The following is a 21,998-nucleotide window of genomic DNA, read 5'->3' as shown; positions in this document are numbered from 1 at the left end:
AGGTTTCGGGCGTCGCTGCGGATCAGGCTTCGCCGGTGCTCCACCACCCGGGCACGGGGGTGTCGTTGAGCAGCAGGTCGCCGAGTGCGCGCGCCTTGAAGGCGAGGGGATTGTGGGATGCCAGGGTTCGGGCGTTACGCCAGTGTCGGTCCAGGGCGAGGTCGGTGTCGACCGCACTGGCCCCACCGACCTCGAAGAGCAGAGTGGCCGCCTCGAGCACGGCGGGGAGGACGACGAGCTGCGCGCGGGCCGTCGCCGCCTCGACGGGGGCGATCACGTCGCGCAGCGCATCACCCGAGACGCCGGCGGACTGGGCGGCGACCGACGCGTCGAGTCCCGCGACCGCGGCCGTGAGCGCGGCATCCGCCGTGAACGACAGCGCCGACAGCCGACCGACGGTCTCCTGCACGAGTGGGTCCTCACGGGCCGTCGCGGCCGAGGCATGACTGTAGGTCCGCGTGCGCTTCTGCACGAACGCGACCGCGTCGTCGACGATCGCGCGCCCGATCCCCGCGGCGGCGGCCAGGAGGACGAGCTGGACGAAGGCCCCGCCGTGCGACGGGCCGCCGACGACGCGGCGGGCGACGGCGTCCTCGTCGACGACGACCGAGCGGAAGACGGTCGTCCCGCTCCCGGTGAGACGCTGACCGAAGCCGCGCCAGTCGTCGACGACGTCGACCCCGGCCGCCGCCGTCGACACGAGTGCCGCGACGAGAGCCCCGTCGTCGTCCTGCGCGGCGACGGAGACGAGATCGGCGAACAGCGTCCCGGTGCTGTAGTACTTCGTGCCGTCGAGGCGGAGCCCGTCGGGCGACCCCGTCAACGTCGTCGACAGCGCGCCGACCTTCGCCGACGATCGCTCGTGGGTCGCGTTGCCGATGATGGCGCCGCCTGCCACCAGGGCGAGCCTGCGGGAGCGCTCCTCGGAATCGGGCGACAGGATCGTCCGATCGACGAAGGAGAAATGCGAACGGAGCAGCTGCGCGAGATTCGGATCACGACGGCCGAGCTCGGCGAGGAGGGCGAACAGCACCGATGGCGGCTCACCGCCGCCGCCGAACTCCTCGGGCACCGTCACCCGGGTGAACCCGGCGCGCCGGAGAAGAGCGACCTCGTCGTGCGGCAGTCTCCGCGCGAGTTCGCGGGCGACGGCATCCCGCCCCACCTCGTCGAAGACGGGGGCGAAGCGTTCCACCGCATCGGCGACCCGAGTCATGCGAGCGCGACCTCCGCAGGACGGGGCGCCTGCGCTCCCGGCGCCTGCCACGCCGGCAGCGTGCCGGTGAGGGCGACCTGACCGAGCGCACGCGTGCGCTGGATGACCGGATTGTGCGAGGCGATCGTGCGGACATTGCGCCAATGACGGTCGAGCGCTCGACCCGTGCCGACCGCCGATGCGCCGCCCACCTCGAACAAGCGCGTCGTCGCGTCGAGGACCAGACGAGGCACGAGCTCCTGGAGTCGGAAGACCTCGAACTGGATCTCGCGCATCTCCGTCGCGCTCGCTCCCCGATCGGATGCTGCGCCCAGGTCAGCGGCGACCGACAGCACGAGCCGACGGGTCGTCGCCGCGACGACGTCGAGCTCCCCCACCACGAGCTGCACGAGCGGGTCCTCGCGCGGAAGCGTCTCGCCCGCGAACCCGAAGGTCCGCCGCCGCGGGGTCACGAACTCGACGGTGTCGTCGAGGGCGCGCTGGGCGATGCCGGCGATGACGGCGAGGAGGGTGAGCTGGAGGATCGCCCCCAGGTGGTGTCCGCGCGCCTCAGCGCCTTCGGCGGGCGCCACGAGGATGCCGTCCTCCGCCACCGGCGCGCGATCGAACACCGTCGTCCCGCTTCCCGTGAGCAGCTGCCCGAACCCGTCCCAGTCGTCGGTCGACCGGACACCCGAGTGGTGGGCCGACACCGTGACCGCGACCCGCTCGTCCCCGTCCAGGGCCGCGAGGTGAATCCAGTCCGCGTAGATGCTGCCGGTCGTGTAGTACTTCGTCCCCGACAGCAGCGGCTCGCCGCTCGTGCGGTCGATCCGCGTCTCGAGGTGCGCCGTGTCGTGCCGTTCGGACTGCGCGTTGCCCACGAAATCCCCCGCGAGGATCCGCTCGAACCACGGCTGCGCCAGCTCGATCGGCTGCTGCCGGAGCGACTCGACGAACGCGAGGTGACCGCGCCAGACGTGGCCGAGGCTGGCATCCGCGGCGGACAGCCGGATGAGGCGGGCGAACTGCTCTTCCAGCGAGATCGGCGAACCCCCGGATACCGCAGGCACCCGCCACGTGCCGAAGCCGATCTCGCGCAGCTCGGCGAGCTCCGCGGTCAGCAGGCGCCGCTCGCGCTCGCGCTGCGGCGCGTCGACCGCGACGCGGGCGAGGAGGTCCTCGAATCGCCCGGTCACCGGTGCATCACCTTCCGCGCCACGGCGTTGCCGAGGAACTGGGCGAGCTGGACGAGCACGATGAGGGCGAGGACGACGATGCCGACCGAGATCCAGTCGAAGCGCTGGTACCCGTAGTTCATGGCGAGCGACCCGAGTCCGCCGCCGCCGAGCACTCCCGCGACCGCCGTCGCGTCGACGAGCGCGACCAGGATGTAGGTCAGCCCCAGGGTGAGCGGGCCGAGGGCCTCGGGGACGACGATGGTGAACAGCACCCGGGCGGGACTCGCGCCCATCGCAGCCCCCGCCTCGATCGACCCGGGGCTCACCGCGACGAGGTTCGATTCCGAGACGCGGGCGATGGCGACGCACGCGACGATGATGAGCGGGATCGTCTGCGGCAGAGGGCCGAGCCCGGTGCCGAAGAGGGACCTCGTGAGCGGGATGAGGGCGATCGCCACGATCAGGAACGGGATCGGACGGACCACGTTGATGACGAGGTTGAGCACCGCGAAGATCGCCCGGTTCTGCAGGAGGTTGCCGGGGCGGCTCGCGTAGAGCAGCAGCCCGAGCAGTACGCCGATGACGGCGGCTCCCGCGAAGGCGACGACCACCATGAGCCCGGTCTCGCCGACGGCGACCCAGAAGCGGGGGAAGAAGGCGTTCGGGTCGAAGTCACGCATGAACGGCCTCCTTCGCGATCACCCGGGCGTCCGGTTCCGGCAGCTCGGAGACGGTGGTCGTCTCGCGGAGACCCTCGATGGCGGCATCCACGGCGGCATCCGTTCCGAGGAGCTCCACCGTCAAGCTGCCGAACAACCGCCCCTGCAGCTCGTCGACGCCCCCGAAGACGACGTTGACGTCGACGTCGTGCGCGCGGGAGACCTGCGAGAGGAACGGGTGGTTGGTGTCACGGTCCTCGACGTGCAGCTGGACGAGGCGTCCGCGATGGACGGCGCGGATCTTCGCGAGCGCCTCGGCGGACGGGATGTGGTGCAGCACCGACGACACGAATCGTCGGGTGGTCGGATGCCGCGGCGAGGAGAAGACGTCGTAGATGCTGCCGTGCTCGACGACCGCGCCGTCCTCCATGACCGCGACCTTGTGAGCGAGCTCGCGGACCACGTCGATCTCGTGGGTGACGAGCAGGATGGTGACGCCGTACTCCTCATTCACCCGCCGGAGGAGGGCCAGGACCTCACCCGTCGTCTGCGGGTCGAGTGCGCTCGTCGCCTCATCCGAGATGAGGACGTCGGGCCGGGTGGCCAGCGCGCGAGCGATGCCCACGCGTTGCTTCTGGCCGCCCGACAGCTGCGACGGGTACGCGAGCGCCTTGTCGGTGAGCCCGACGAACCGCAGCAGCTCCTCGACGCGGTCGAGGGTCTCGGCCTCGGACAGGCCCGCCAGCCGCAGCGGGTAGGCGATGTTCTTGTAGACGTTCCGCGACTCGAGCAGATTGAACTGCTGGAACACCATGCCGATGCGCTGCCGCGCGGCGTACAGGGCACGGCCCTGGAGGGCTGAGATCTCGCGACCGTCGACGACGACCCTTCCGCTCGTCGGCCGCTCGAGCGCATTGACCGTGCGCAGCAGGGTCGATTTGCCGGCGCCCGAGAAGCCGACGATCCCGAAGATCTCGCCCTTCTCGACCGTCAGGCTGACGTCGCGGAGGGCGTCGACCGTGCGTCCCTTCGACGTGAAGGATTTGGAGACGTTCTCGAAGGCGATGGCGGTGCTCATGGATTCCTCATCTCAGCCGGGTGCGGTCGCGAGCGGCAGCCGTCAGTTCTTCGCGGCCTGCTTCTCGAGGTCGGCGAGCTTGGTCCGGAGCTGCTCGACCGGGACGTCGACGAGCACCACGGAGCCCTGGTTCTCCTTCTCGTTGGCCGCCGCGACGCGCTTGTCGGCGTAGACGTCCTTCAGGATCTTCCACGCGGGGTTGTCCTTGTTGTCCTCACGGGTGGCGATGACGTTGACGTACGGCAGGTTCTGCTCGGAGAGCGCCTTGTCGAGGAAGAGCGCATCGTCGGAGCCGATGTTCTGGCTCGGGTCGAAGTACGACGTGCCCACGACGACCGCAGCCAGGCTCGGGTCGGTGAACTGCTGAGCGATCGACGTCGCGGGGATCTCGGTGAACTGGAGCTTCTTCGGGTTCGCCGTGATGTCCTCGACGGCGGGGAAGTCGCCCTTGTCGGCCGAGAGGGTGATGAGGCCGGCGGCCTCGAGGATGTTGAGCGCGCGACCTCCGTTGGAGGGGTCGTCGGGGATGGCGATCTTCGCGCCGTCCCCGATGTCGTCGAGGGATTTCGCGGTCGCGGAGAAGATCCCCCACTGCGTGATGAGCGTCGAGAAGACGGGGGTGAGGTCTGAACCGTTCTCGGTGTTGAAGGCGCTGAGGTACAGGATGTGCTGGAAGGCGTTGGCGTCGACCGTGCCGGCGGCGAGCTCGGTGTTGGGCAGGACCCAGTCCTGGACGTTGACCCACTCGATGTTCAGGCCCTTCTCGGCGGCGACCTCCTTGACCGCATCTTGGAACGGGCTGTCCTCCGACACGGCGATCTTGACGCTGATCGGCTCAGCTGGGCTTGCACCGCCGGCCGCGGCGGCATCGGCGGGCCGGAGCGCCGGGAGCGCAAGGGCGACTCCGCCGACGATCGCGCCGACCGCGACGACGGCGATCGCGATCGCGATGCCGATCCGGGTGCGCTTCTTGTCTCCCGCGACGGCGGCGCGGAGGTCGCTCTGCGGGGTCTGGTTCTGGTCTGACATGGGATGGTCTCCTCGTGGTGCGCCGGGCGTGGATGTTCGCTGTGACTGCGACATTCCTAGCCCGCCGCGACCTCGAGGACGACTTGCGAGACGCTCCGTGACCGGTCGTTACCGTCCTTGACGTTCGCGCGCATCGCGGATCGACATCTGCCCGCAGATCGTGCTAATCGCGCGTGCGCGCACCATCGCTGCTACAGCGAGAGGTCGACCTCGAGCCGGTCGAGGAGGATCTCGAGGGCGGTGTCGAACTCCTCTTTGCTGTGGTCCTCGCTCAGCAGCGGCCGCAGGCGCCGCACTTCGGGGGCATCATCCAGGGAGGCGATCTGCGCCTCGCCGGTGGAACCCGGCCCGGTCTCCCCCTGGCCGGCGAGCGTCCCCCCGACGTCGGCACCGCGCACGGCTGCCTCCAGCAGCAGCTGACCGATGAGGAAGCTGCTGAACCCCCGGTACGCCCCGACGGCCTGCTCGTCCGTGAAGCCGTGCTGGAGCAGCACCCGGAGGAAGATGTCCACCGCCTCGATGCTCCGCAGCGGTGGCCTGAGCCAGGGCGCGGCGGGATGCCGGGTCGCGATCAGCGGGAATGCGCGGGGGTGCGCGACGGCGATGTCCCGCACCGCGTGCGCGACGTTCTGGAGGAAGGTCTGCCAATGACCCGCGGCCTCGCGCTCCATGACCACGACGAGTTCGGCCGTCAGCTCGTCGACGACGCCTTCGAGAAGATCCTCTTTGCCGTGCACATGACGGTAGAGCGACATCGCCTCGACGCCCAGCTCCGCCCCCAGAGCGCGCATCGAGAGGCCCGCAGGACCCTTGAGGTCGACGAGGCTCAGCGCTGCATCGATGATGGCGGCGCGACTCAACCTCGCACCGGACGACCGCTCGGACTGATTGCTCATGGGAGCCTCCTTCCCGATCCTCTCTCTTCTCGCACTCGTTTGTCTGCTTACGCCGTAAGCTTGGTGAAATGGGACGCTTGGCCTTCGGCAGCGAAACGGTCACATTCGATGACCGTCTCCTCGGTCATCTCGAGGTCGTGATGGTGGCGAAGCTCCGACGCCGCGAGCCGTTCATCCTCACGTGGACCGTCGACCCCAGCCTGGGCAGCGGGCGAGTCTCTCGCTGGGTCGGGGTGTCGACGAGCTGGGACATCCGCTACCACTCGCGCGCCATCGGGCCGATCAACCCGGCCTGGATCGACGCGCTGATGTCGACGGCGAACTCGCCCGGCGGGCTGCGGGTCGTCCCCGAGCCCGATCAGGACGAAGCGGTCGCCGGCTGACACCGACGCCGCCTCCGATCAGCGACCTGCGCTGAGGTGGAGTCCGTCGAGGAGAAGATCGAGCCCTGCCCGGAACTGGTCACGATCGTCGTGACCGGCGAATTCGTCCACGATGTGGTGGATGAACGGGTACTCCTCGGGATCGAGCGCCCGCCACTGGTGGACGGCTCCGGCGAGGTACTCGTCGCGGCCCACGTCGCCGGACGCGACCTCCGGAGGGAGCTGCTGCCCCATGTCGGCGGCGGTGCCGATGACGAACCCCACGATCGCCGATGTCGCATGGAAGCAGTCCCGCGGCGAGAGCCCCAGGCGCATGATCTGCTCGCCCAGCTTCTCGTACAGCTGAAGCGAATGGACCTGTCGCGCCGTGTTGCGCATGGCATACGCCCCGAGCCAGGGGCGATCGACGATGACATCGAACATCGCGACGGCGATCGTCCTCACGTTCTCGATCGGATCGCCGCTCCCCTCGCGACCCACGTCTGATACGGCGGCCAGGACGCCCCCGAGCACGGAATCGGCGGCCAGGTCGAGGAGCTCTTCCCGTCCCGAGACGTACCAGTAGATGCTCGCCGGCCCGCCGCCGAGCCGGGTCGCCAGCGCCCGCGTCGTCAGCCCCTGCGATCCCGACTCGTCGAGGATCTCGATCGCGCCGGCGATGACGGCGTCGATGGAATGCGACGTTCGAGAGCGCTCGCGCGGAGCGCGGGCGCGTCGGCGGGGTGGTTGCGCCTGCTCGGTCATGACAGCCATCACATCACACGGGAAACCGAGTGTTGTGATCTATCGAACATCGTTCTATCGTATCGAACGGCGCTCGATAGTCGAACGCTGTTCGATAGAAAGAGCTCTCATGACGGTGACCACCACCTCCCCCCGCGTCTACACCTCTCTCAGAGCCGCGTGGATTCCGCTCGCTGCGCTCTGTCTCGCCTTCTTCGTAGAGATGGTCGACAACACCCTGCTGTCCATCGCCCTCCCGACCATCGGCCGAGACCTCGGCGGGGACACGACGGGATTGCAGTGGATCACCGGGGCGTACTCGCTGACGTTCGGCGGCCTGCTGCTCACCGCCGGCTCCATCGCCGATCGCTTCGGCCGGCGGCGGGTCCTGCAGATCGGCCTCGCGACGTTCGGCGTGGTCAGCCTGGCCGTCCTCCTCGTGAACAGCATCGGCGGGCTCATCGCGGTCCGCGCCGCGCTCGGCGTCGCCGCCGCCGCGATGGCCCCGATCACGAACTCGCTCGTGTTCCGCCTCTTCGACGACGCCGCCCTGCGGATGCGGGCGATCACCCTCATGATGGTCGTCGGCATGTCGGGCTTCGTCGTGGGCCCCCTGCTCGGCGGCGCCATCCTCACGCACCTGCCCTGGCAGTGGCTGTTGCTGATCAATGCTCCGATCGCCCTCCTCGCCGGAGTCGGAGTGCGCCTGGGCGTCCCCGCCGACGACCCGCGCGGACTGACGCGAGACCGCCTCGATCTGACCGGAGCGGCGTTGAGCGTGATGGCCGTCGGGCTCTCCTGCTACGCGCTGACGAGCGGAGTCCAGTTCGGATGGTTCGCTCCGGTCACACTGCTCGTCGGGATCGGCGCCGCGGCATCCATCGTTCTCTTCATCGTGAACGAGCGCCGATCCTCGGCCCCGATGATCGACCTCTCCCTCTTCTCCGTGGGCACGATCCGCGGTGCGGCGCTCGCGCAGATCGGCACCTCCGTGGCCATGGCGAGCGTGATGTTCGCGCTCATCCTGCACTTCCAGTACGCCTGGGGATGGAGCCCGATGGCCGCGGGGCTCGCCAATCTGCCCCTCATCCTGACCATGATCCTCGCCACCCCGCTCACCGAGGCGCTGATCCGCCGATTCGGACACCGCATCGCCTGCGTCATCGGTGCCGTGCTCCTCACGATCGGCCTCGGCGCGATGGCCTGGGCCGTCGGACGGGACTATCTCGCCATCGCGGTCGCGATGGTCGTCATGACGGCAGGCCTGCGTACCGTCATGACCATCTGCGCGGTCGCACTCATCGGGGCCGTGCCCGAGAATCGCACATCGATGGGTGCGGCCCTCAACGACACCGCCCAGGAGGTCGGCTCGAGCATCGGCACCGCGTTCGTCGGGACGATGATCGCGGTGCTCGTCGCCACGACACTCCCCGACGGCCCGTGGAACGCGGCGCTGACATCGACGTTCTTCCGGGGCGAACAGATCGCCTTCATCGCGGTTGCCATCGCCGTCGGTGCGATCTCCCTCATCGGGGCTCTCACCCTGAGCAGTGCGAGGACGACAGACGAGCACGAGCGCGTCGACGCCCCGTGAGACGGACGTGCAGAAACAGAAAAGCCCCGGTATACCGGGGCTTTTCACTGCGGAGACGGAGGGATTTGAACCCTCGGTCCCCGTAAGGGGACTCCACCTTAGCAGGGTGGTGCACTAGGCCTGACTATGCGACGTCTCCAGGCATCCGACCGCGAACGGCGCGAATGCACCCCGCAAGCATAACGGTTCCGCGGACCGGTACCGAACCGGCCGTCAGCGCTGAGCGACCGTGCAGGTCACTTCGTTCGCCGACTGCCCCGTGATCTCGCCGGGCAGCTCGACGGTGCCGTCGTCGGCGCCCGGGGTGGCCTCCCCGGTTGCACCCGGAGTCGGCGTGTCGGTCGCGCCGGGCGTGCCGGTTGCGCCCGGCGTGCCGCCGTCGCCCTCAGCCTCGCCGACGACCTCGACGCCGTTGCCGCCGCTGGCCGAACCGGTCACCCTGATGGGCTTGTTCTCGGACAGCGCCGTGAACAGCACGTCCGCGGCCGACGAGACCGGCAGGACGCGCGCGCCCCCGGGCGCGTACACCGTGGGGTACTGGACGAAGACGATGTCCTTGTACGGGACGTCGGCGACGGCCATGGCGATCTGCACCATGCGCTGCGGGTTGGTGAGCGATTCGCTCAGGACGAGCTGCTTCTCGTTCACCTGACGGATCGCGGTGTTCGCGAGGTTCAGGAGTGCCGGGTAGTTCGAGAGGACCGCACCCGACTGCAGTTTGCGGACCAGCGAGCTCATGAACTGCTGCTGGTTGGAGATGCGGCCGAGGTCCGATCCGTCGCCGATGCCGTGACGGATGCGGAGGAACTGCAGCGCCTGCGCGCCGACGAGCGTCTGCTCGCCCTTCTTGAGGTTCAGTCCCGTGTGCTTGTCCTTGATGTCGTCGCTGAGGCACACGTCGACGCCGCCGATGGCGTCGGACATGTTGATGACGCCCGTCCAGCGGATCGCCGCCGCGAACTGGATGTCGACGCCCGTCAGCTCCTCGACGGTGGCGACCGAGCATCCCAGCCCGCCGTAGCTGTAGGAGACGTTGATCATCTGCGCGCTCATCGGCGGGTACGAGCCGCCCTCGGGGTTCTGGCACGAGGGGATGGGCACGATCATGTCGCGGGGGAACGAGACGACAGTCACGCGGCGGGGCGCATCGCTGATGTGCACGAGCATCGTGACGTCGTTGCGCTCACCGCCGTCGTCGTGCTTGCAGCGCGGGAACAGTTTCAGATCCTGGCCCTCGCACGAGTCGGTGCCGACGACGAGCATGTTGACGCCGCCCTCGATCTCACCGATGTGCGGCGGCAGCTCCGAACCCTCGTCGCCGATCGAGACGCCGTTGTCGCTGAGGCTGCGTGCGGCGTCCCACACGTAGAACCCGCCGATCGCCGTCGTACTCACCAGGACGACGGCGACGACGGCAGCCAGGATCGTGAAGACCTGACGGAGCGGATGCGGGGAGGTCAGCTCACCGTGACGAGCCACGGGTTGGCGGCGGAACTTCGTCGCCTTCGCATCGTGCCTAGCGCTCACGGATCACCTTTCGGACAGTGCGGAGGGTGTGGGATTCGAACCCACGGGACATTGCTGCCCACCGGTTTTCAAGACCGGATCCTTCGGCCGCTCGGACAACCCTCCCGACCCCGCCGAACGGCAGCGGTCGAACAGGCCGAGTCTAGCCGACCCCAGAACCCGTCCATTCTCGCGGGAACGCCTGGGGGACGCCTGAACGGCCAGGTCAGAGGGCCTTCAGCACCGCCGTGACGCCGCCCTCGGTGACGGATGCCGTGAGCTCCGACGCCTCGGACAGCACCTCTTCGGGGCCTTGGCCCATCGCGATCGCGCGTCCGCCATGGGCCCGCGCCCACCGGAACATGCCGATGTCGTTGCGCCCGTCGCCGATGACGACGACGTTCTGGGGCTCGATGCCCAGCCAGCCGCGGACGAGCTCGAGACCGGTCGCCTTGTCGACGCCCTGCGGGGCGATGTCGAGCCAGGCCGACCAGCCGACGGCATACGAGACCTTGTTGAGGCCGATGCGCGCGACCAACTCGACGAAGTCCTCATCGGTGTCCTGCTCCGACACGACGACGACACGCGAGACGGGGTCGGCCGAGAGCTCCTCGAAGCTCACCCGGTCGGCGTTCGCGAGGTTCCAGTCATCCATGTGGTGCGTGAACAGGCGGCGACCGCTGGGAAGCTCGACCATGTAGCGCGCCGTCGGCAGGTGGTCGCGCAGAAGCGTGAGCACCTCGGTGGCGTCGAACTGCTCGGTGTGGAACCGGTCGTACACGGGTGAGTCGGTGGACCCCGTGCGCTTCAGGATCACCGCACCGTTGGAGCAGACGACATACTCGGGCGTGATCGCCAGGCGCTCGATGATCCTGCCCGTGCTCTCCCACGACCTCCCCGTCGCGAGCATGACCTCGTGCCCGGCGCGCTGCGCATCGGCGATCGCGTCGACGACGCCGGGGCTGTAGGTCTCGTCCTCGAGCAGGATCGTGCCGTCGACGTCGAGGGCGATGAGCAACCGCTCGCGCGGGGGCTCGGCGGCATCCGTCGCGATCTCCTCGACGACCTCGGCCGCCTCGTCTGCAGACAGGGTCACGCGATCGGCTCCGCCACCTCGAGGCCGCCCAGGTACGGGCGGAGGACCTCGGGGATGACGACCGAGCCGTCTTCGCGCTGGTGCGTCTCGAGCAGCGCGACGATCCAGCGGGTCGTGGCGAGCGTGCCGTTCAGCGTCGCGACGGGAGCGGTGCGACCGCCCTCCGGACGGTGACGGATGTCGAGGCGACGGGCCTGATACGTCGTGCAGTTCGACGTCGACGTGAGCTCGCGGTACGCGCCCTGGGTCGGGACCCACGCCTCCACGTCGTACTTGCGGGCGGCGGACGAGCCCAGATCGCCGGCGGCGACGTCGATGACCCGGTACGAGAGGCCGAGGTCCTGCAGCATCCGCTCCTGCATCTCGACGAGGCGCAGGTGCTCCGCCTCGGCATCCTCGGGCGTCGTGTAGACGAACATCTCGAGCTTGTTGAACTGGTGCAGCCGGATGATGCCGCGGGTGTCCTTGCCGTACGACCCGGCCTCGCGTCGGTAGCAGGTCGACCAGCCCGCGTAGCGCTTCGCGCCGCGCTCGAGGTCGAGGATCTCGTCCATGTGGTACCCGGCGAGGGGCACCTCGCTCGTGCCGACGAGGTAGAGGTCGTCGTCATCGAGTCGATAGACCTCGTCGGCGTGCTGACCGAGGAAACCGGTGCCGCGCATGACCTCGGCGCGGACCAGGGTCGGCGGGATGACCGGGATGAAGCCGGCGTCGAGGGCCCGCTGCATCCCGAGGTTCATGATCGCGAGCTCGAGGCGCGCGCCGATGCCGGTGAGGAAGGTGAAGCGCGCACCCGAAACCTTGGCACCGCGCTCGGTGTCGATCGCGCCGAGCATCTCGCCGAGGGCGAGGTGGTCGCGCGGCTCGAAGTCGAAGGAGACCGGCTCGCCGTGCGTGCGGAGGGTGACGAAGTCGTCCTCACCACCGGCCGGGACGCCGTCGATGACGATGTTCTCGATGCGCGCGAGCGCGGCGGACGCGGCATCCTCTGCCACGGTCACGGCCTGCTGCGCGGCCTTCACCCGCTCGCTGAGGTCCTTCGCCTCGGCGACCAGTGCGGCCTTCTCGTCCTTCGGCGCCTTCGCGACACGCTTGCCGTGCGCGTTCTGCTCGGCGCGGAGCTCCTCGAAGGTGGTGATCGCCGTGCGGCGCTCCTTGTCGGCGGCGAGGGCGTCGTCGACGCTGTCGGGCGACTCGCCGCGGGCTTCCTGCGAGCGCTTCACGAGGTCAGGGGCGTCACGGAGGAGGGCGAGATCGATCACCCGACGAGTCTAGTCGCGGCCCCCGCGGGCCCAGCCCTGGTGCGGGGAACGCGCGAGCGCAAGGGGGCCCTGCCAGACGGATGCGGGGCCCTATCCTGTACGCATGGCGACCGACCCCGGCACGACGCACCGCTCCGACGACGCGCACGATCCGGCGACCGCGGCCGAACCCGACGGCGTGATCCGCGAGCCCGACGACGTCGCACCCGACACGCAGGACGGCGACACCGGAGAGGCGCGTCGCGTCGACCGGAGCGGGTCGACCGAGCCGATGCCCGATGTCGACGGCCGCCCGAGCCCCAAGGCGGCGCTGGTCTACAACCCGATCAAGGTCGACGGTGATCAGCTCCGTGAGCAGGTGGCGCAGGCGGCGAAGGATGCCGGCTGGTCCGAGCCCCTTTTCTACGAGACCACGGTCGACGACCTCGGCGATGACGTCGCACGTCAGGCTCTGTCGGAAGGAGTCGACGCGGTCCTGGTCGCCGGAGGCGACGGCACCGTCCGTGCCGTCAGCGAGGCCATGACCGGTTCGAGCGTGCCCCTCACGATCGTCCCGAGCGGTACCGGCAACCTGCTCGCCCGCAACCTGCGACTCCCCCTCACCGACCCGTCGGCCATGATCGCCGCGACCTTCGACGGCGACACCCTCGCGATCGACGTGGGTCTCGCCCAGCTGCGGCGGCCCGAGGGCGAGACCACCGAGCACGCGTTCGTCGTGATGGGCGGCATGGGGCTCGACGCCGCCATGATCGCGAACACGAACAGCGACCTCAAGAAGAAAGTCGGCTGGGTGGCCTACGTCGACGGCGCGGCCCGCTCCATCGCGCAGGCCAAGCCGTTCCCCGTCGTCTACCAGGTGCCGGGTCACCGCATCCACCGCGCGGACGTGCAGAGCGTCCTGTTCGCCAACTGCGGCTCGCTTCAGGCGGGGCTCGAGCTCATCCCCGAGGCATCCATCACCGACGGCGAGCTCGACGTCGCCATCCTGCAGCCGCGAACGGCCCTGGGGTGGCTGCTGGTCTGGCGACGCCTCGCGTGGGACAACAGCGTGCTGCGGAAGTTCCGCGCCGGACGCAAGATCCTCGCCGTCCGGACGGCCGACAACTCCGTCCGGTATTCGCGTGGCAAGGGCATCGACCTCGCCGCCGAAGAAGCGCACCCCGTGCAGCTCGACGGCGACGAATTCGGCGAGGCGACGCGGATCGCGGTGCGCGTCGTGGCCGGCGGGCTGACCCTCGCCATCCCCCGCGGGCACTCGGTCGACGCCGTCTGAGCCGGCCCCCTGAGCGATCCGGCGCCGGATTGCAAGGGGCGGCATCGCCCGGCGCCGACGGCCAGGATGAGGGGATGCCGTCCCCTTCGATCGTCTGGTTCCGCGACGACCTCCGCCTCGCCGATCACCCGGCCCTCCGTGCCGCCCTCGACAGGGGCGAGCCGGTGATCGGGCTCTACGTGCTCGATGAGGAGAGCGACGGCATCCGTCCGCTCGGCGGCGCGGCACGCTGGTGGCTGCACCATTCGCTCGCCTCCCTCGCCGAGCGTCTCGCCGAGCGCGGCTCCCGCCTCATCCTTCGCCGTGGCCCGGCTCACCGGGTCGTCCGCGCGGCGGTGGAGGATGCCGGTGCGGGGGCGGTCTTCTGGAACCGCCGCTACGGCGGACCCGAGCGCGAGATCGACGCGGCGCTCAAGTCGGACCTGCGGGACGGCGACGTGGAGGTCGCGTCGTTCGCGGCATCCGTCCTCTTCGAGCCGTGGACCATCACGACCGGAGCGGGGAAGCACTTCTCGGTCTACAGCCCGTTCTGGCGCGCGTGCCTCGCGCAGCCGGCGCCGCGCGCTCCTCTGCCCGAGCCGCGCGAGGTCCCCGGTCCGTCGCGGTATCCCGCCTCGGACGACCTGGACGACTGGGACCTGTTGCCGACCGAGCCCGACTGGGCGCAGGGCCTTCGCGACACGTGGGAGCCGGGCGAACCCGCGGCGCAGGCGCGGCTGAGGGAGTTCCTCGACGAGGACCTGGGCCACTATGACGACGCGAGGGACCGTCCCTCGGCGGGAGCGACCTCGCTGCTGTCGCCGCGGCTGCGCTGGGGCGAGCTGAGCCCGCACACGGTGTGGCACGCCGCCGTCGAGACCCCGGGCGCCTCGGGCTTCCTCTCCGAGATCGGGTGGCGCGAGTTCGCCTGGCACACGCTGTACCACTTCCCCGATCTCGCGACGAAGAACCTGCGGCCGGAGTTCGACGCCTTCCCCTGGCCGCGTCTCAAGCCGAGCGCCCTCCGTGCCTGGCAGAAGGGGCAGACGGGGTACGCGATGGTGGATGCCGGCATGCGGGAGCTCTGGGAGACCGGCTACATGCACAACCGCGTGCGGATGATCACAGCATCCTTCCTCATCAAGAACCTGATGATCGACTGGCGCCGCGGCGAGGAGTGGTTCTGGGACTGCCTCGTCGACGCCGACGGGGCGAGCAACACGTTCAACTGGCAGTGGGTCGCCGGCTCCGGCGCGGACGCCGCACCGTACTTCCGCGTCTTCAACCCCGAACTGCAGGCCGACAAGTTCGACAAGACCCGCGAGTACATCGGGCGGTGGGCCCCCGAGTACACGGATGCCGACGGCCAGCCGCCCATGCCGATGGTCGATCTGAAGGCGACGCGGCAGAACGCGCTCGCCGCCTACGAGAAGGTCAAGCAGGTCTCGCGACAGGAGTGATCCCTCGCACACACGACCGCGCCGCGGATCGGAGCCCGGAGGCCCGACCCGCGGCGCGGATGCGTGGTGTCAGTGAATGACGGGTGTCAGGGAGTGATCACTCGGAGACGGGGATGGACTGCGCCTTGAGGGCGTCGACCGTCTTGGTCTGCGCGGACTCGAGCGCCTCGAGCAGCGTTCCCTGGCCGCTGGCGGCCTTCTGGAAGCCGTCGGACACGTCGGCGTACGTCTGCGTCATGGTCGGGCCCCACACGAAGTCGGGGTTGACCTCGGAGGCAGCCTGGGCGAAGACGTCGTAGATCTTCTGTCCGCCGTAGAACTCCACACCCTCCTGCAGCGAGGGGAGCTTCAGACCCTCGGTGGTGGCGGGGTAGATGTTCGCCGACTTGTTGAGAGCCGTGAGCGCCTCTTCGGACGTGTTCAGCCACAGCGCGAACTTCGCAGCCTCGTACGGGTGCTCGGTGCCCTTGAAGACGGCGACGGACGAACCGCCCCAGTTACCGGAGGCCTTCTCGCCTGCAGCCCACTGCGGAGAGGGAGCGACCGACCACTTGCCGGCGGTGTCAGGAGCACCGGACGAGATGGAGTTGGCGCCCCACACGGCCGAGTTCCAGCTCCATACCTTGCCCGAGTTGTAGGCGTTGTTCCACTCCTCGGTCCAGGCCGGGTAGGTGGACACGAGGTCCTCGTCGATCAGGTCCTGCCAGTAGTCGGCAACCTTCTTGGACTCGTCGCCCGTCAGGTTCACCTTCCACTCCTGGCCGTCGTTGGCGAACCAGTCGCCACCGGTCTGCCAAACGAGGCCGGCGAACTGGTTGATGTCGGCGGTCGAGAAGTTGGTGATGTAACCACCGGTCTTGCGGACCTCCTTGGCGGCTTCCTTGTACTCATCCCACGTCGTCGGAACGGCGATGTTGTTCTGCTCGAACAGGTCCGAGCGGTAGAACAGCGCCATGGGGCCCGAGTCCTGTGGGATGCCGTAGACGCCGTCGGAGCCGAGGGTGACCTGGTTCCAGGTCCACGGGATGAACTCGTCCTTCGCGGCGACGACGTCCTCGCACGCGGACAGGTCCTCGAGACCGTCCTGCACGCGGAAGCTCGACAGCGCGTCGTACTCGATCTGGCCGAGGTCGGGGGCGTTGCCTGCCTCGAGCTGGCTGAAGAAGCTCGCGTACGTGCCGGAGTTGCCGTTGGGGCCCGTCTGGACCTTGACCTGGATGTCGGGGTTCTCGTCGTTCCACATCTTCGCGGCGTCCTCGATGCCCGGGATCCACGACGTGAAGTCGAGGGTCACCTTGCCGTCGGAGGGGGCGCACGCGGCGGGGTCTGCTGCCCCGTCGCCGCTGCCGCCACCGTTGCCGCCGGCGCAGCCGGCAAGGGTGAACGCAGTGAGCAGTGCGACGCCGGCGACGACTGCCTTCTTGGTGTGCTGCATGGGATTTCCAATCTGATCGTTGATCGGGTGACAGGTGGTGGTACTGCAGGGATGCCGAGGGGTCCGCCCGCGGCAGGAGCTCACTTCACGGAACCGGTGCCGAGTCCGTTGCGCCAGAAGCGCTGAAGCAAGAGGAAAGCGATGATGAGCGGCACGATCGACAGGAAGGCGCCGACCAGGACGTAGGTGCGCAGCTCGGGGATCTGGTTGAGCTGCGTGTTCCACGTGTAAAGCCCGTAGGTGACCGGGAACAGGTCCTGGCTGCGGAGCATGATCAGCGGCAGGAAGAAGTTGTTCCAGATGGACACGAACTGGAAGAGGAACACCGTCACGAGAGCCGGCGCCATGAGCCGCGTCGAAACCGTGAAGAACGTGCGGACCTCACCCGAACCGTCGAGGCGCGCGGCCTCGATGAGCTCGTCGGGCACCGACGACGAGGCGTAGATGCGCGCGAGGTAGACGCCGAAGGGACTCACGATGCTCGGCAGGAGGACCGCCCAGAACGTGTTGGTCAGATTCACCTGGCTGAACAGCAGGAACAGCGGCAGCGCGAGCGCGGTCGCCGGGACGAGGACGCCGCCGAGGACGATGTTGAAGAACGCCTCACGACCACGGAACCGGTACTTGCCGAGGGCGTATCCCGCCATGCCGGCGAACACGGTCGCCAGCAGAGCGCCGAGACCCGCGTACCCCAGGCTGTTGAGCAGCCAGCGGAAGTAGATGCCGTTGTTGTAGGAGATCAGGTCGCCGATGTTGGCGAACAGGTTCCAGTCGGCGAACCACAGGGGGTTGGTCGTCAGCAGCTGACCGCGGTCCTTCGAGGAGGCGATGAACAGCCACCAGATGGGCACGAGGAAGTAGAGCGTGAAGATGCCCATGATGAGCAGGGCCGCGCCGCGCGAGAGGATCGACTCCCGCGGACCCCGGCTCTTCGGCAGGTCGGTCGCCAGGGCGCCGTTGGTACGGGTGAGGAGGCTCATTGCTCGGCCTTCCGCTGGGTGAGCTTCAAGAACGCGAACGACAGGACGCACGTGGCGAGGGCCAGCACGACCGAGAAGGCCGCCGCGAGGTACGGGTTCGGCACCGAGCTGGTCGCGTAGATCGTCATGTTCGGCGTGAAGGTGGAGGAGACCGCCGTGCTGAACGAACGGAACACCTGAGGTTCGGCGAGCAGCTGCAGCGTTCCGATGATCGAGAACACGGCCGTGAGGATGATAGCGGGCGCCACCATGGGGATCTTGATCGACCAGGCGATGCGGACCTGCCCGGCACCGTCGAGGCGCGCGGCCTCGTAGACCTCGGCGGGGATCGCGAGCAGGGCCGAGTAGATGATGAGCATGTTGTAGCCCACGAAGACCCACGTCACGACGTTGGCGATCGACCACAGCACCATCTCGGGCGAGAGGAAGTCGACCGAGTTCGTGAGGCCGGTGAACGGCGACAGGTTCGGCGAGTACAGGAAGCCCCACATGATCGCCGCGATGACGCCGGGAACGGCGTAGGGGGCGAAGAAGGCGAGACGGAAGAACCGCTTGCCCTTGAGGACCGGCGAGTCCAGCAGCAGCGCGAACAGCAGCGCGAGGCCGAGCATGACCGGCACCTGCACGACGCCGAACAGCAGCACCCGGCCGACCGACTCCCAGAACGGCGCGTTCTGGAACACCTGGATGTACTGCGTCAGTCCGCCGAACACCTCGGTGGGCTCGCCGTAGAGACCGTCGCGCTGGACGACCAGCAGCGACTGCCAGATGGCGTAGCCGATCGGCAGCAGGTAGAAGAGGGCGAAGAGGATGCCGAACGGTCCCAGGAAGACCGCGATCGCCCCCTTGTGCGGGGTCTTGGCCCGCGGGATCCGCTTCGCGCGCGGCGGCTTCGCCGTCGAACGCGTCACGAGGACTTCCGTGGCGGTCATACGGCCGCCTCCTCTCTGATGATGCGCACCGCGCCGGCGGGCACGATGGCGCGACCGGCGACGGACGTGCCGGTCACGAGGTCCACACCGTCGGAGTCGACGTGGACGTCGGTCTCGCCGTGATTGATCACGAAGAGATAGGACGCGAGCTCGCCGCGTCGGCGGACGATCTCGAGATCGCGCGTACGGGGCTCGACGACGGCGGCAGGAGCGACTCCGGCCTCGTCGGCGAGGCGCGCGACGAGGTCACGGTAGTCGGCTTCGCTGGGAAGAGTCGCGAGGTACCAGGCCGCACCCTCACCCGAGGCGTTGCGGGTGAGCGCCGGCATTCCGGCGGCGGGACCGTCGGTGAAGGATGCCTGGACCTCGGCGGTGGTGGTGCGGGACCGCTCGGACCACAGCCGCGCGGTCGACCCGTCACTCAGGGTCAGCGCCGCCTCCGGGGCGACGGGGGCGAACTCCTCGATGTGGAGGCCGATCGCCTCGCGGAGGGGTCCGGCGTAGCCGCCGGTGTAGACGCGGTCGTTCTCGTCGACGATCGCCGTCGAGAAGGTGATGAGTGCGGTGCCGCCGTCGGCGATCCACGAGGTGAGGACCGCGGCATCCGCTTCGGTCATGAGGTGAAGGCCCGGGACGACGACGAAGCGGTAGTCCGACAGGTCGGCGCCCGGGGCCACCACGTCGACGGTGAGCCCGTTCGCGTGGAGGGCGCGGTGCGCCGCGTGCACCTGGTCGAGGTAGCCGAACGCTTGGCTCGGGCGGGTCTCGCTCTGGGTCGCCCACCAGGACTCCCACGAGAAGAGGAAGGCGACGTCGGAGACGACGCGGGAGCCGGCGACCTCGCCGAGGCGCTCGACGATGCCGCCGAGCTCGACGACCTCGCGCCAGACGGCGGAGTCGGTGCCGGCGTGGGGAAGCATCGCGGAGTGGAACTTCTCGCTGCCCTGCACCGAGGCACGCCACTGGAAGAAGCAGACCCCGTCGGCGCCGCGTGCGACGTGCGTGAGCGAGTTGCGGATCATCTCGCCCGGAGCCTTGGGCTTGTTGAGCGGCTGCCAGTTGACGGCGCCGGTCGAGTGCTCCATGAGGAGCCACGGCGACCCCTGCGCGAGACCGCGGGAGAGATCGGCGGCGAAGGCGAGCTCGGACCGGGGGTCGCCGAGGCGATGGTCGAGGTAGTGGTCGTTCGCGATGATGTCCATCTCGGCCGCCCACGACCAGTAGTCGAGGTTCTCGATGTGCGCGGTGACCATGAAGTTCGTCGTGATCGCGACATCGCTGTGCGCACGGATGGCGTCGGCTTCGGCGCGGTAGTGAGCCAGGAGGGCGTCGCTGCTGAAGCGGTGGTAGTCGAGGACCTGGCCGGGGTTGCGGCTGGAGAGCGTCGCCTTCGGGGTGAGGATCTCGTCCCACTCGTAGTAGGTCTGGCTCCAGAACGCGGTCCCCCATGCGCGGTTGACCTCGGCGACCGTGCCGTAGCGCGCCTGCAACCACTCGCGGAAGGCCGCGGCGCTCTCGTCGCAGTGGCAGAGCGCGTTGTGGCAGCCGAGCTCGTTCGACACGTGCCAGAGCGCGACGGCCGGGTGCGAGCCGTAGCGCGCCGCGACGGCGTCGACGAGGGCGAGGGCGGCCTCGCGGTAGACGGGCGAGCTCGGGCACCACGCCTGGCGTCCACCGGGGTAGCGGCGCGTCCCGTCCTCGACGACGGGCAGGATCTCGGGGTGGGCGGTCGTCAGCCATGCGGGGGTGGAAGCGGTGCCGGTGCCGAGGTTGATCCGGATGCCGGCGGCGTGGAGGCGCCCGATGATGTCGTCGAGACGGGCGAAGTCGTGCTCGCCGGCGCGCGGCTCGATGTGCGCCCAGCCGAAGATGTTGATGGCGACCAAGTCGACACCGGCTTCGCGCATCAGCGCGATGTCCTCGTCCCAGACGTCCGGCGTCCATTGTTCGGGGTTGTAGTCACAACCGAACGCGATGCCGTCGTGCGCGAAGGGGCGGGCGGGGGCCGACATGTTCTCCTCAGATCCTGTGAACGTGCACAGGTCTGCGCGGTGTTCCTCCGCGTTGAGGCTCTGTGAACGTGTACAGAGTAGGCAGACGCGATTCGGATGTCAACACGACCCCGCAGGGCGCCTGGGTTCCCGGGACTCCCGGGGATCACGGGCATCCGTACCCTCGGCGGGCGGCGCGGGCGGTGCGTGTGAGCAAGTGTGTGCGTGCACATACGATGAACGCGTGAGCAGCGACCGCACGGATGTCATCGGCCGACGTCGGCGTGCGACCGTGAAGGACGTCGCCAACGAGGCGGGTGTCTCCCGAGGGACGGTCAGCCGGGTTCTCAACGGGCAGCCGTACGTCTCCGACGAAGCGCGCGAGGCCATCGAAGCTGCGATCGCGAAGGTCGGATTCGTCCCCAACCGGGCCGCGCGCAGCCTCGTCATGCAGAGCTCGCAGGCCATCGGACTGATCGTCCACGAGCCGCATTCGCTCTTCGTCGAAGACCCCAACATCGGCTCGATCCTGCTCGGCGCGAACGCGGCGCTGTCGGAGGCCGACTACCAGCTGTCGTTCATGATCGCCGACACCACCCGCGACATCGAGCGACTCGCGCGCTATCTGAGCGGCGGACTGATCGACGGCGTCATCATCGTCTCGGCGCGCGTCGGCGACCCGATCACACGGGCGATCGCCGACCTGGGCCTGCCCGCCGCATTCGTCGGCCACCCGCGCGACATCGGCGACGCGGCCTACGTGGCCATCGACAACCGGGGCGCGGCACGCGAGATCACGCGCCGACTGATGGACACCGGTCGCTCGCGGATCGGGATGATCGCGTCGGCCCTCGACCGCGACTCGGGTTCCGACCGCCTGGCGGGTTTCGTCGACGCCCTCGGCAGCCGCTTCGACCCGCAGCTCGTGGAGCCGGTGCCGCTGTACTCGTACTCGGACGGACAGGCGGGCATGCGTGCGCTGCTCGAACGTGCACCCGACATCGACGGCGTCTTCGCCTCGAGCGACGCCGTCGCCGCGGGCGCGATGGACGTCCTGCAGGCCGCCGGTCGCGTCATCCCCGACGACGTCGGCATCGTCGGGTTCGACGACAGCTCGTGGGCGTTGCGCTGCGATCCCCCGCTGTCCACCGTGCATCAGCCGGCTGACGAGCTCGGACGCGCCGCGGCGGAATCCGTCCTCCGTCAGCTCCGCGGCGAGGACCCCGGCAACGGCGGGCGTGTCCTCGACTGCCCCGTGGTCTGGCGCGACTCCGCCTGACCGGCGTGCACGTATGCGCATGAGGCGCGCACCGCGTTGACATCGCCGACGTGACGGTGCGACTCTC

19 protein-coding genes and 2 tRNA genes are annotated in these 21,998 nt (G+C 69.1%); 5 read left to right on the top strand and 16 right to left on the bottom strand.

All coding sequences use genetic code 11. The features are described 5' to 3' along the window. Positions 1-22: 22 nt before the first annotated feature. The 6 genes from MRBLMI1x_RS04900 to MRBLMI1x_RS04875 form a co-directional block, all read right to left on the bottom strand. Positions 23-1,216: an acyl-CoA dehydrogenase family protein gene (locus MRBLMI1x_RS04900; RefSeq protein ID WP_363456682.1), complete on the bottom strand. Its 1,194-nt coding sequence runs from the start codon at positions 1,214-1,216 to the stop codon at positions 23-25. Continuing rightward, positions 1,213-2,394 carry a hypothetical protein gene (locus MRBLMI1x_RS04895; RefSeq protein WP_363456679.1) on the bottom strand — a complete coding sequence of 394 codons (1,182 nt, stop codon included), beginning with the start codon at positions 2,392-2,394 and terminating at the stop codon, positions 1,213-1,215. Before MRBLMI1x_RS04895 ends, MRBLMI1x_RS04900 begins: the two co-directional genes overlap by 4 nt. Beyond that, entirely contained in the window at positions 2,391-3,056 is a 666-nt protein-coding gene (locus tag MRBLMI1x_RS04890; protein WP_018185574.1) for a methionine ABC transporter permease, read from the bottom strand. The genes MRBLMI1x_RS04895 and MRBLMI1x_RS04890 overlap by 4 nt, the downstream gene beginning before the upstream one ends. Beyond that, on the bottom strand, positions 3,049-4,113 hold the full coding sequence (locus MRBLMI1x_RS04885; protein WP_336125902.1) for a methionine ABC transporter ATP-binding protein: 1,065 nt from the start codon (positions 4,111-4,113) through the stop codon (positions 3,049-3,051). The genes MRBLMI1x_RS04890 and MRBLMI1x_RS04885 overlap by 8 nt, the downstream gene beginning before the upstream one ends. A gap of 42 nt (positions 4,114-4,155) precedes the next feature. Beyond that, entirely contained in the window at positions 4,156-5,142 is a 987-nt protein-coding gene (locus MRBLMI1x_RS04880) for a MetQ/NlpA family ABC transporter substrate-binding protein (protein ID WP_018185576.1), read from the bottom strand. Between the two features lie 191 nt (positions 5,143-5,333). Further along, positions 5,334-6,038, bottom strand: a complete 705-nt coding sequence (locus MRBLMI1x_RS04875; protein WP_363456674.1) for a TetR/AcrR family transcriptional regulator C-terminal domain-containing protein — start codon at positions 6,036-6,038, stop codon at positions 5,334-5,336. Positions 6,039-6,106: 68 nt separating this feature from the next. On the opposite strand from MRBLMI1x_RS04875, the gene MRBLMI1x_RS04870 reads away from it, so the two are divergent. After that, complete coding sequence (locus tag MRBLMI1x_RS04870) at positions 6,107-6,421, top strand: hypothetical protein (protein WP_018185578.1); 315 nt, start codon at positions 6,107-6,109, stop codon at positions 6,419-6,421. 18 nt (positions 6,422-6,439) lie between these two features. On the opposite strand, the gene MRBLMI1x_RS04865 is transcribed toward MRBLMI1x_RS04870, so the two are convergent. Next, positions 6,440-7,174, bottom strand: a complete 735-nt coding sequence (locus tag MRBLMI1x_RS04865) for a TetR/AcrR family transcriptional regulator (protein ID WP_018185579.1) — start codon at positions 7,172-7,174, stop codon at positions 6,440-6,442. A gap of 100 nt (positions 7,175-7,274) precedes the next feature. On the opposite strand from MRBLMI1x_RS04865, the gene MRBLMI1x_RS04860 reads away from it, so the two are divergent. Continuing rightward, entirely contained in the window at positions 7,275-8,738 is a 1,464-nt protein-coding gene (locus MRBLMI1x_RS04860; protein ID WP_363456670.1) for an MFS transporter, read from the top strand. 50 nt (positions 8,739-8,788) lie between these two features. On the opposite strand, the gene MRBLMI1x_RS04855 is transcribed toward MRBLMI1x_RS04860, so the two are convergent. From MRBLMI1x_RS04855 to serS, 5 genes are all read right to left on the bottom strand, one after another. Then, positions 8,789-8,877 (bottom strand) — tRNA-Ser (locus MRBLMI1x_RS04855). Between the two features lie 74 nt (positions 8,878-8,951). Beyond that, entirely contained in the window at positions 8,952-10,217 is a 1,266-nt protein-coding gene (locus tag MRBLMI1x_RS04850) for an LCP family protein (RefSeq protein ID WP_363457821.1), read from the bottom strand. Positions 10,218-10,285: 68 nt separating this feature from the next. Then, positions 10,286-10,370: transfer RNA gene (locus MRBLMI1x_RS04845), tRNA-Ser, on the bottom strand. 100 nt (positions 10,371-10,470) lie between these two features. Further along, positions 10,471-11,340 carry an HAD-IIB family hydrolase gene (locus tag MRBLMI1x_RS04840; protein ID WP_363456667.1) on the bottom strand — a complete coding sequence of 290 codons (870 nt, stop codon included), beginning with the start codon at positions 11,338-11,340 and terminating at the stop codon, positions 10,471-10,473. Continuing rightward, complete coding sequence (serS, locus tag MRBLMI1x_RS04835) at positions 11,337-12,602, bottom strand: serine--tRNA ligase (RefSeq protein ID WP_363456664.1); 1,266 nt, start codon at positions 12,600-12,602, stop codon at positions 11,337-11,339. The genes MRBLMI1x_RS04840 and serS overlap by 4 nt, the downstream gene beginning before the upstream one ends. A gap of 103 nt (positions 12,603-12,705) precedes the next feature. On the opposite strand from serS, the gene MRBLMI1x_RS04830 reads away from it, so the two are divergent. Both MRBLMI1x_RS04830 and MRBLMI1x_RS04825 read left to right on the top strand, forming a co-directional pair. Then, positions 12,706-13,875 (top strand): diacylglycerol/lipid kinase family protein, encoded by a 1,170-nt coding sequence (locus MRBLMI1x_RS04830; protein ID WP_018185584.1) that lies wholly within the window; start codon positions 12,706-12,708, stop codon positions 13,873-13,875. A gap of 74 nt (positions 13,876-13,949) precedes the next feature. Next, positions 13,950-15,314 carry a cryptochrome/photolyase family protein gene (locus MRBLMI1x_RS04825; protein WP_363456659.1) on the top strand — a complete coding sequence of 455 codons (1,365 nt, stop codon included), beginning with the start codon at positions 13,950-13,952 and terminating at the stop codon, positions 15,312-15,314. A gap of 97 nt (positions 15,315-15,411) precedes the next feature. On the opposite strand, the gene MRBLMI1x_RS04820 is transcribed toward MRBLMI1x_RS04825, so the two are convergent. The 4 genes from MRBLMI1x_RS04820 to MRBLMI1x_RS04805 all read right to left on the bottom strand — a co-directional run bounded on the left by MRBLMI1x_RS04820 (position 15,412) and on the right by MRBLMI1x_RS04805 (position 20,673). After that, positions 15,412-16,749 (bottom strand): ABC transporter substrate-binding protein, encoded by a 1,338-nt coding sequence (locus tag MRBLMI1x_RS04820; RefSeq protein ID WP_311868985.1) that lies wholly within the window; start codon positions 16,747-16,749, stop codon positions 15,412-15,414. Positions 16,750-16,829: 80 nt separating this feature from the next. Beyond that, positions 16,830-17,729, bottom strand: a complete 900-nt coding sequence (locus tag MRBLMI1x_RS04815) for a carbohydrate ABC transporter permease (RefSeq protein WP_018185587.1) — start codon at positions 17,727-17,729, stop codon at positions 16,830-16,832. Further along, positions 17,726-18,661: a carbohydrate ABC transporter permease gene (locus MRBLMI1x_RS04810; RefSeq protein ID WP_018185588.1), complete on the bottom strand. Its 936-nt coding sequence runs from the start codon at positions 18,659-18,661 to the stop codon at positions 17,726-17,728. The genes MRBLMI1x_RS04815 and MRBLMI1x_RS04810 overlap by 4 nt, the downstream gene beginning before the upstream one ends. Next, positions 18,658-20,673: a beta-galactosidase gene (locus MRBLMI1x_RS04805; RefSeq protein WP_311868983.1), complete on the bottom strand. Its 2,016-nt coding sequence runs from the start codon at positions 20,671-20,673 to the stop codon at positions 18,658-18,660. Before MRBLMI1x_RS04805 ends, MRBLMI1x_RS04810 begins: the two co-directional genes overlap by 4 nt. Positions 20,674-20,896: 223 nt before the next feature. Between MRBLMI1x_RS04805 and MRBLMI1x_RS04800 the strand changes: the two genes are divergently transcribed. Further along, positions 20,897-21,931, top strand: coding sequence for a LacI family DNA-binding transcriptional regulator (locus MRBLMI1x_RS04800; protein ID WP_018185590.1), 1,035 nt, complete (start codon positions 20,897-20,899; stop codon positions 21,929-21,931). The last annotated feature ends 67 nt before the right edge of the window (positions 21,932-21,998 follow it).

The sequence above is a fragment of the Microbacterium sp. LMI1x-1-1.1 genome, assembly GCF_040676205.1.
Taxonomy (GTDB): domain Bacteria; phylum Actinomycetota; class Actinomycetes; order Actinomycetales; family Microbacteriaceae; genus Microbacterium; species Microbacterium aquilitoris.
The sequence above is the reverse complement of the archived record's forward strand: the minus strand, read 5'-3'. Positions and strand labels throughout refer to the sequence as shown.

Coding starts and splice junctions, on each gene's coding strand:
- MRBLMI1x_RS04820 (WP_311868985.1), bottom strand. CDS start 16,749: ATGCAGCACACCAAGAAGGCAGTCGTCGCCGGCGTCGCACTGCTCACT.
- MRBLMI1x_RS04815 (WP_018185587.1), bottom strand. CDS start 17,729: ATGAGCCTCCTCACCCGTACCAACGGCGCCCTGGCGACCGACCTGCCG.
- MRBLMI1x_RS04865 (WP_018185579.1), bottom strand. CDS start 7,174: ATGGCTGTCATGACCGAGCAGGCGCAACCACCCCGCCGACGCGCCCGC.
- MRBLMI1x_RS04890 (WP_018185574.1), bottom strand. CDS start 3,056: ATGCGTGACTTCGACCCGAACGCCTTCTTCCCCCGCTTCTGGGTCGCC.
- MRBLMI1x_RS04870 (WP_018185578.1), top strand. CDS start 6,107: ATGGGACGCTTGGCCTTCGGCAGCGAAACGGTCACATTCGATGACCGT.
- MRBLMI1x_RS04900 (WP_363456682.1), bottom strand. CDS start 1,216: ATGACTCGGGTCGCCGATGCGGTGGAACGCTTCGCCCCCGTCTTCGAC.
- MRBLMI1x_RS04830 (WP_018185584.1), top strand. CDS start 12,706: ATGGCGACCGACCCCGGCACGACGCACCGCTCCGACGACGCGCACGAT.
- MRBLMI1x_RS04810 (WP_018185588.1), bottom strand. CDS start 18,661: ATGACCGCCACGGAAGTCCTCGTGACGCGTTCGACGGCGAAGCCGCCG.
- MRBLMI1x_RS04805 (WP_311868983.1), bottom strand. CDS start 20,673: ATGTCGGCCCCCGCCCGCCCCTTCGCGCACGACGGCATCGCGTTCGGT.
- MRBLMI1x_RS04880 (WP_018185576.1), bottom strand. CDS start 5,142: ATGTCAGACCAGAACCAGACCCCGCAGAGCGACCTCCGCGCCGCCGTC.
- MRBLMI1x_RS04860 (WP_363456670.1), top strand. CDS start 7,275: ATGACGGTGACCACCACCTCCCCCCGCGTCTACACCTCTCTCAGAGCC.
- MRBLMI1x_RS04875 (WP_363456674.1), bottom strand. CDS start 6,038: ATGAGCAATCAGTCCGAGCGGTCGTCCGGTGCGAGGTTGAGTCGCGCC.
- MRBLMI1x_RS04885 (WP_336125902.1), bottom strand. CDS start 4,113: ATGAGCACCGCCATCGCCTTCGAGAACGTCTCCAAATCCTTCACGTCG.
- MRBLMI1x_RS04825 (WP_363456659.1), top strand. CDS start 13,950: ATGCCGTCCCCTTCGATCGTCTGGTTCCGCGACGACCTCCGCCTCGCC.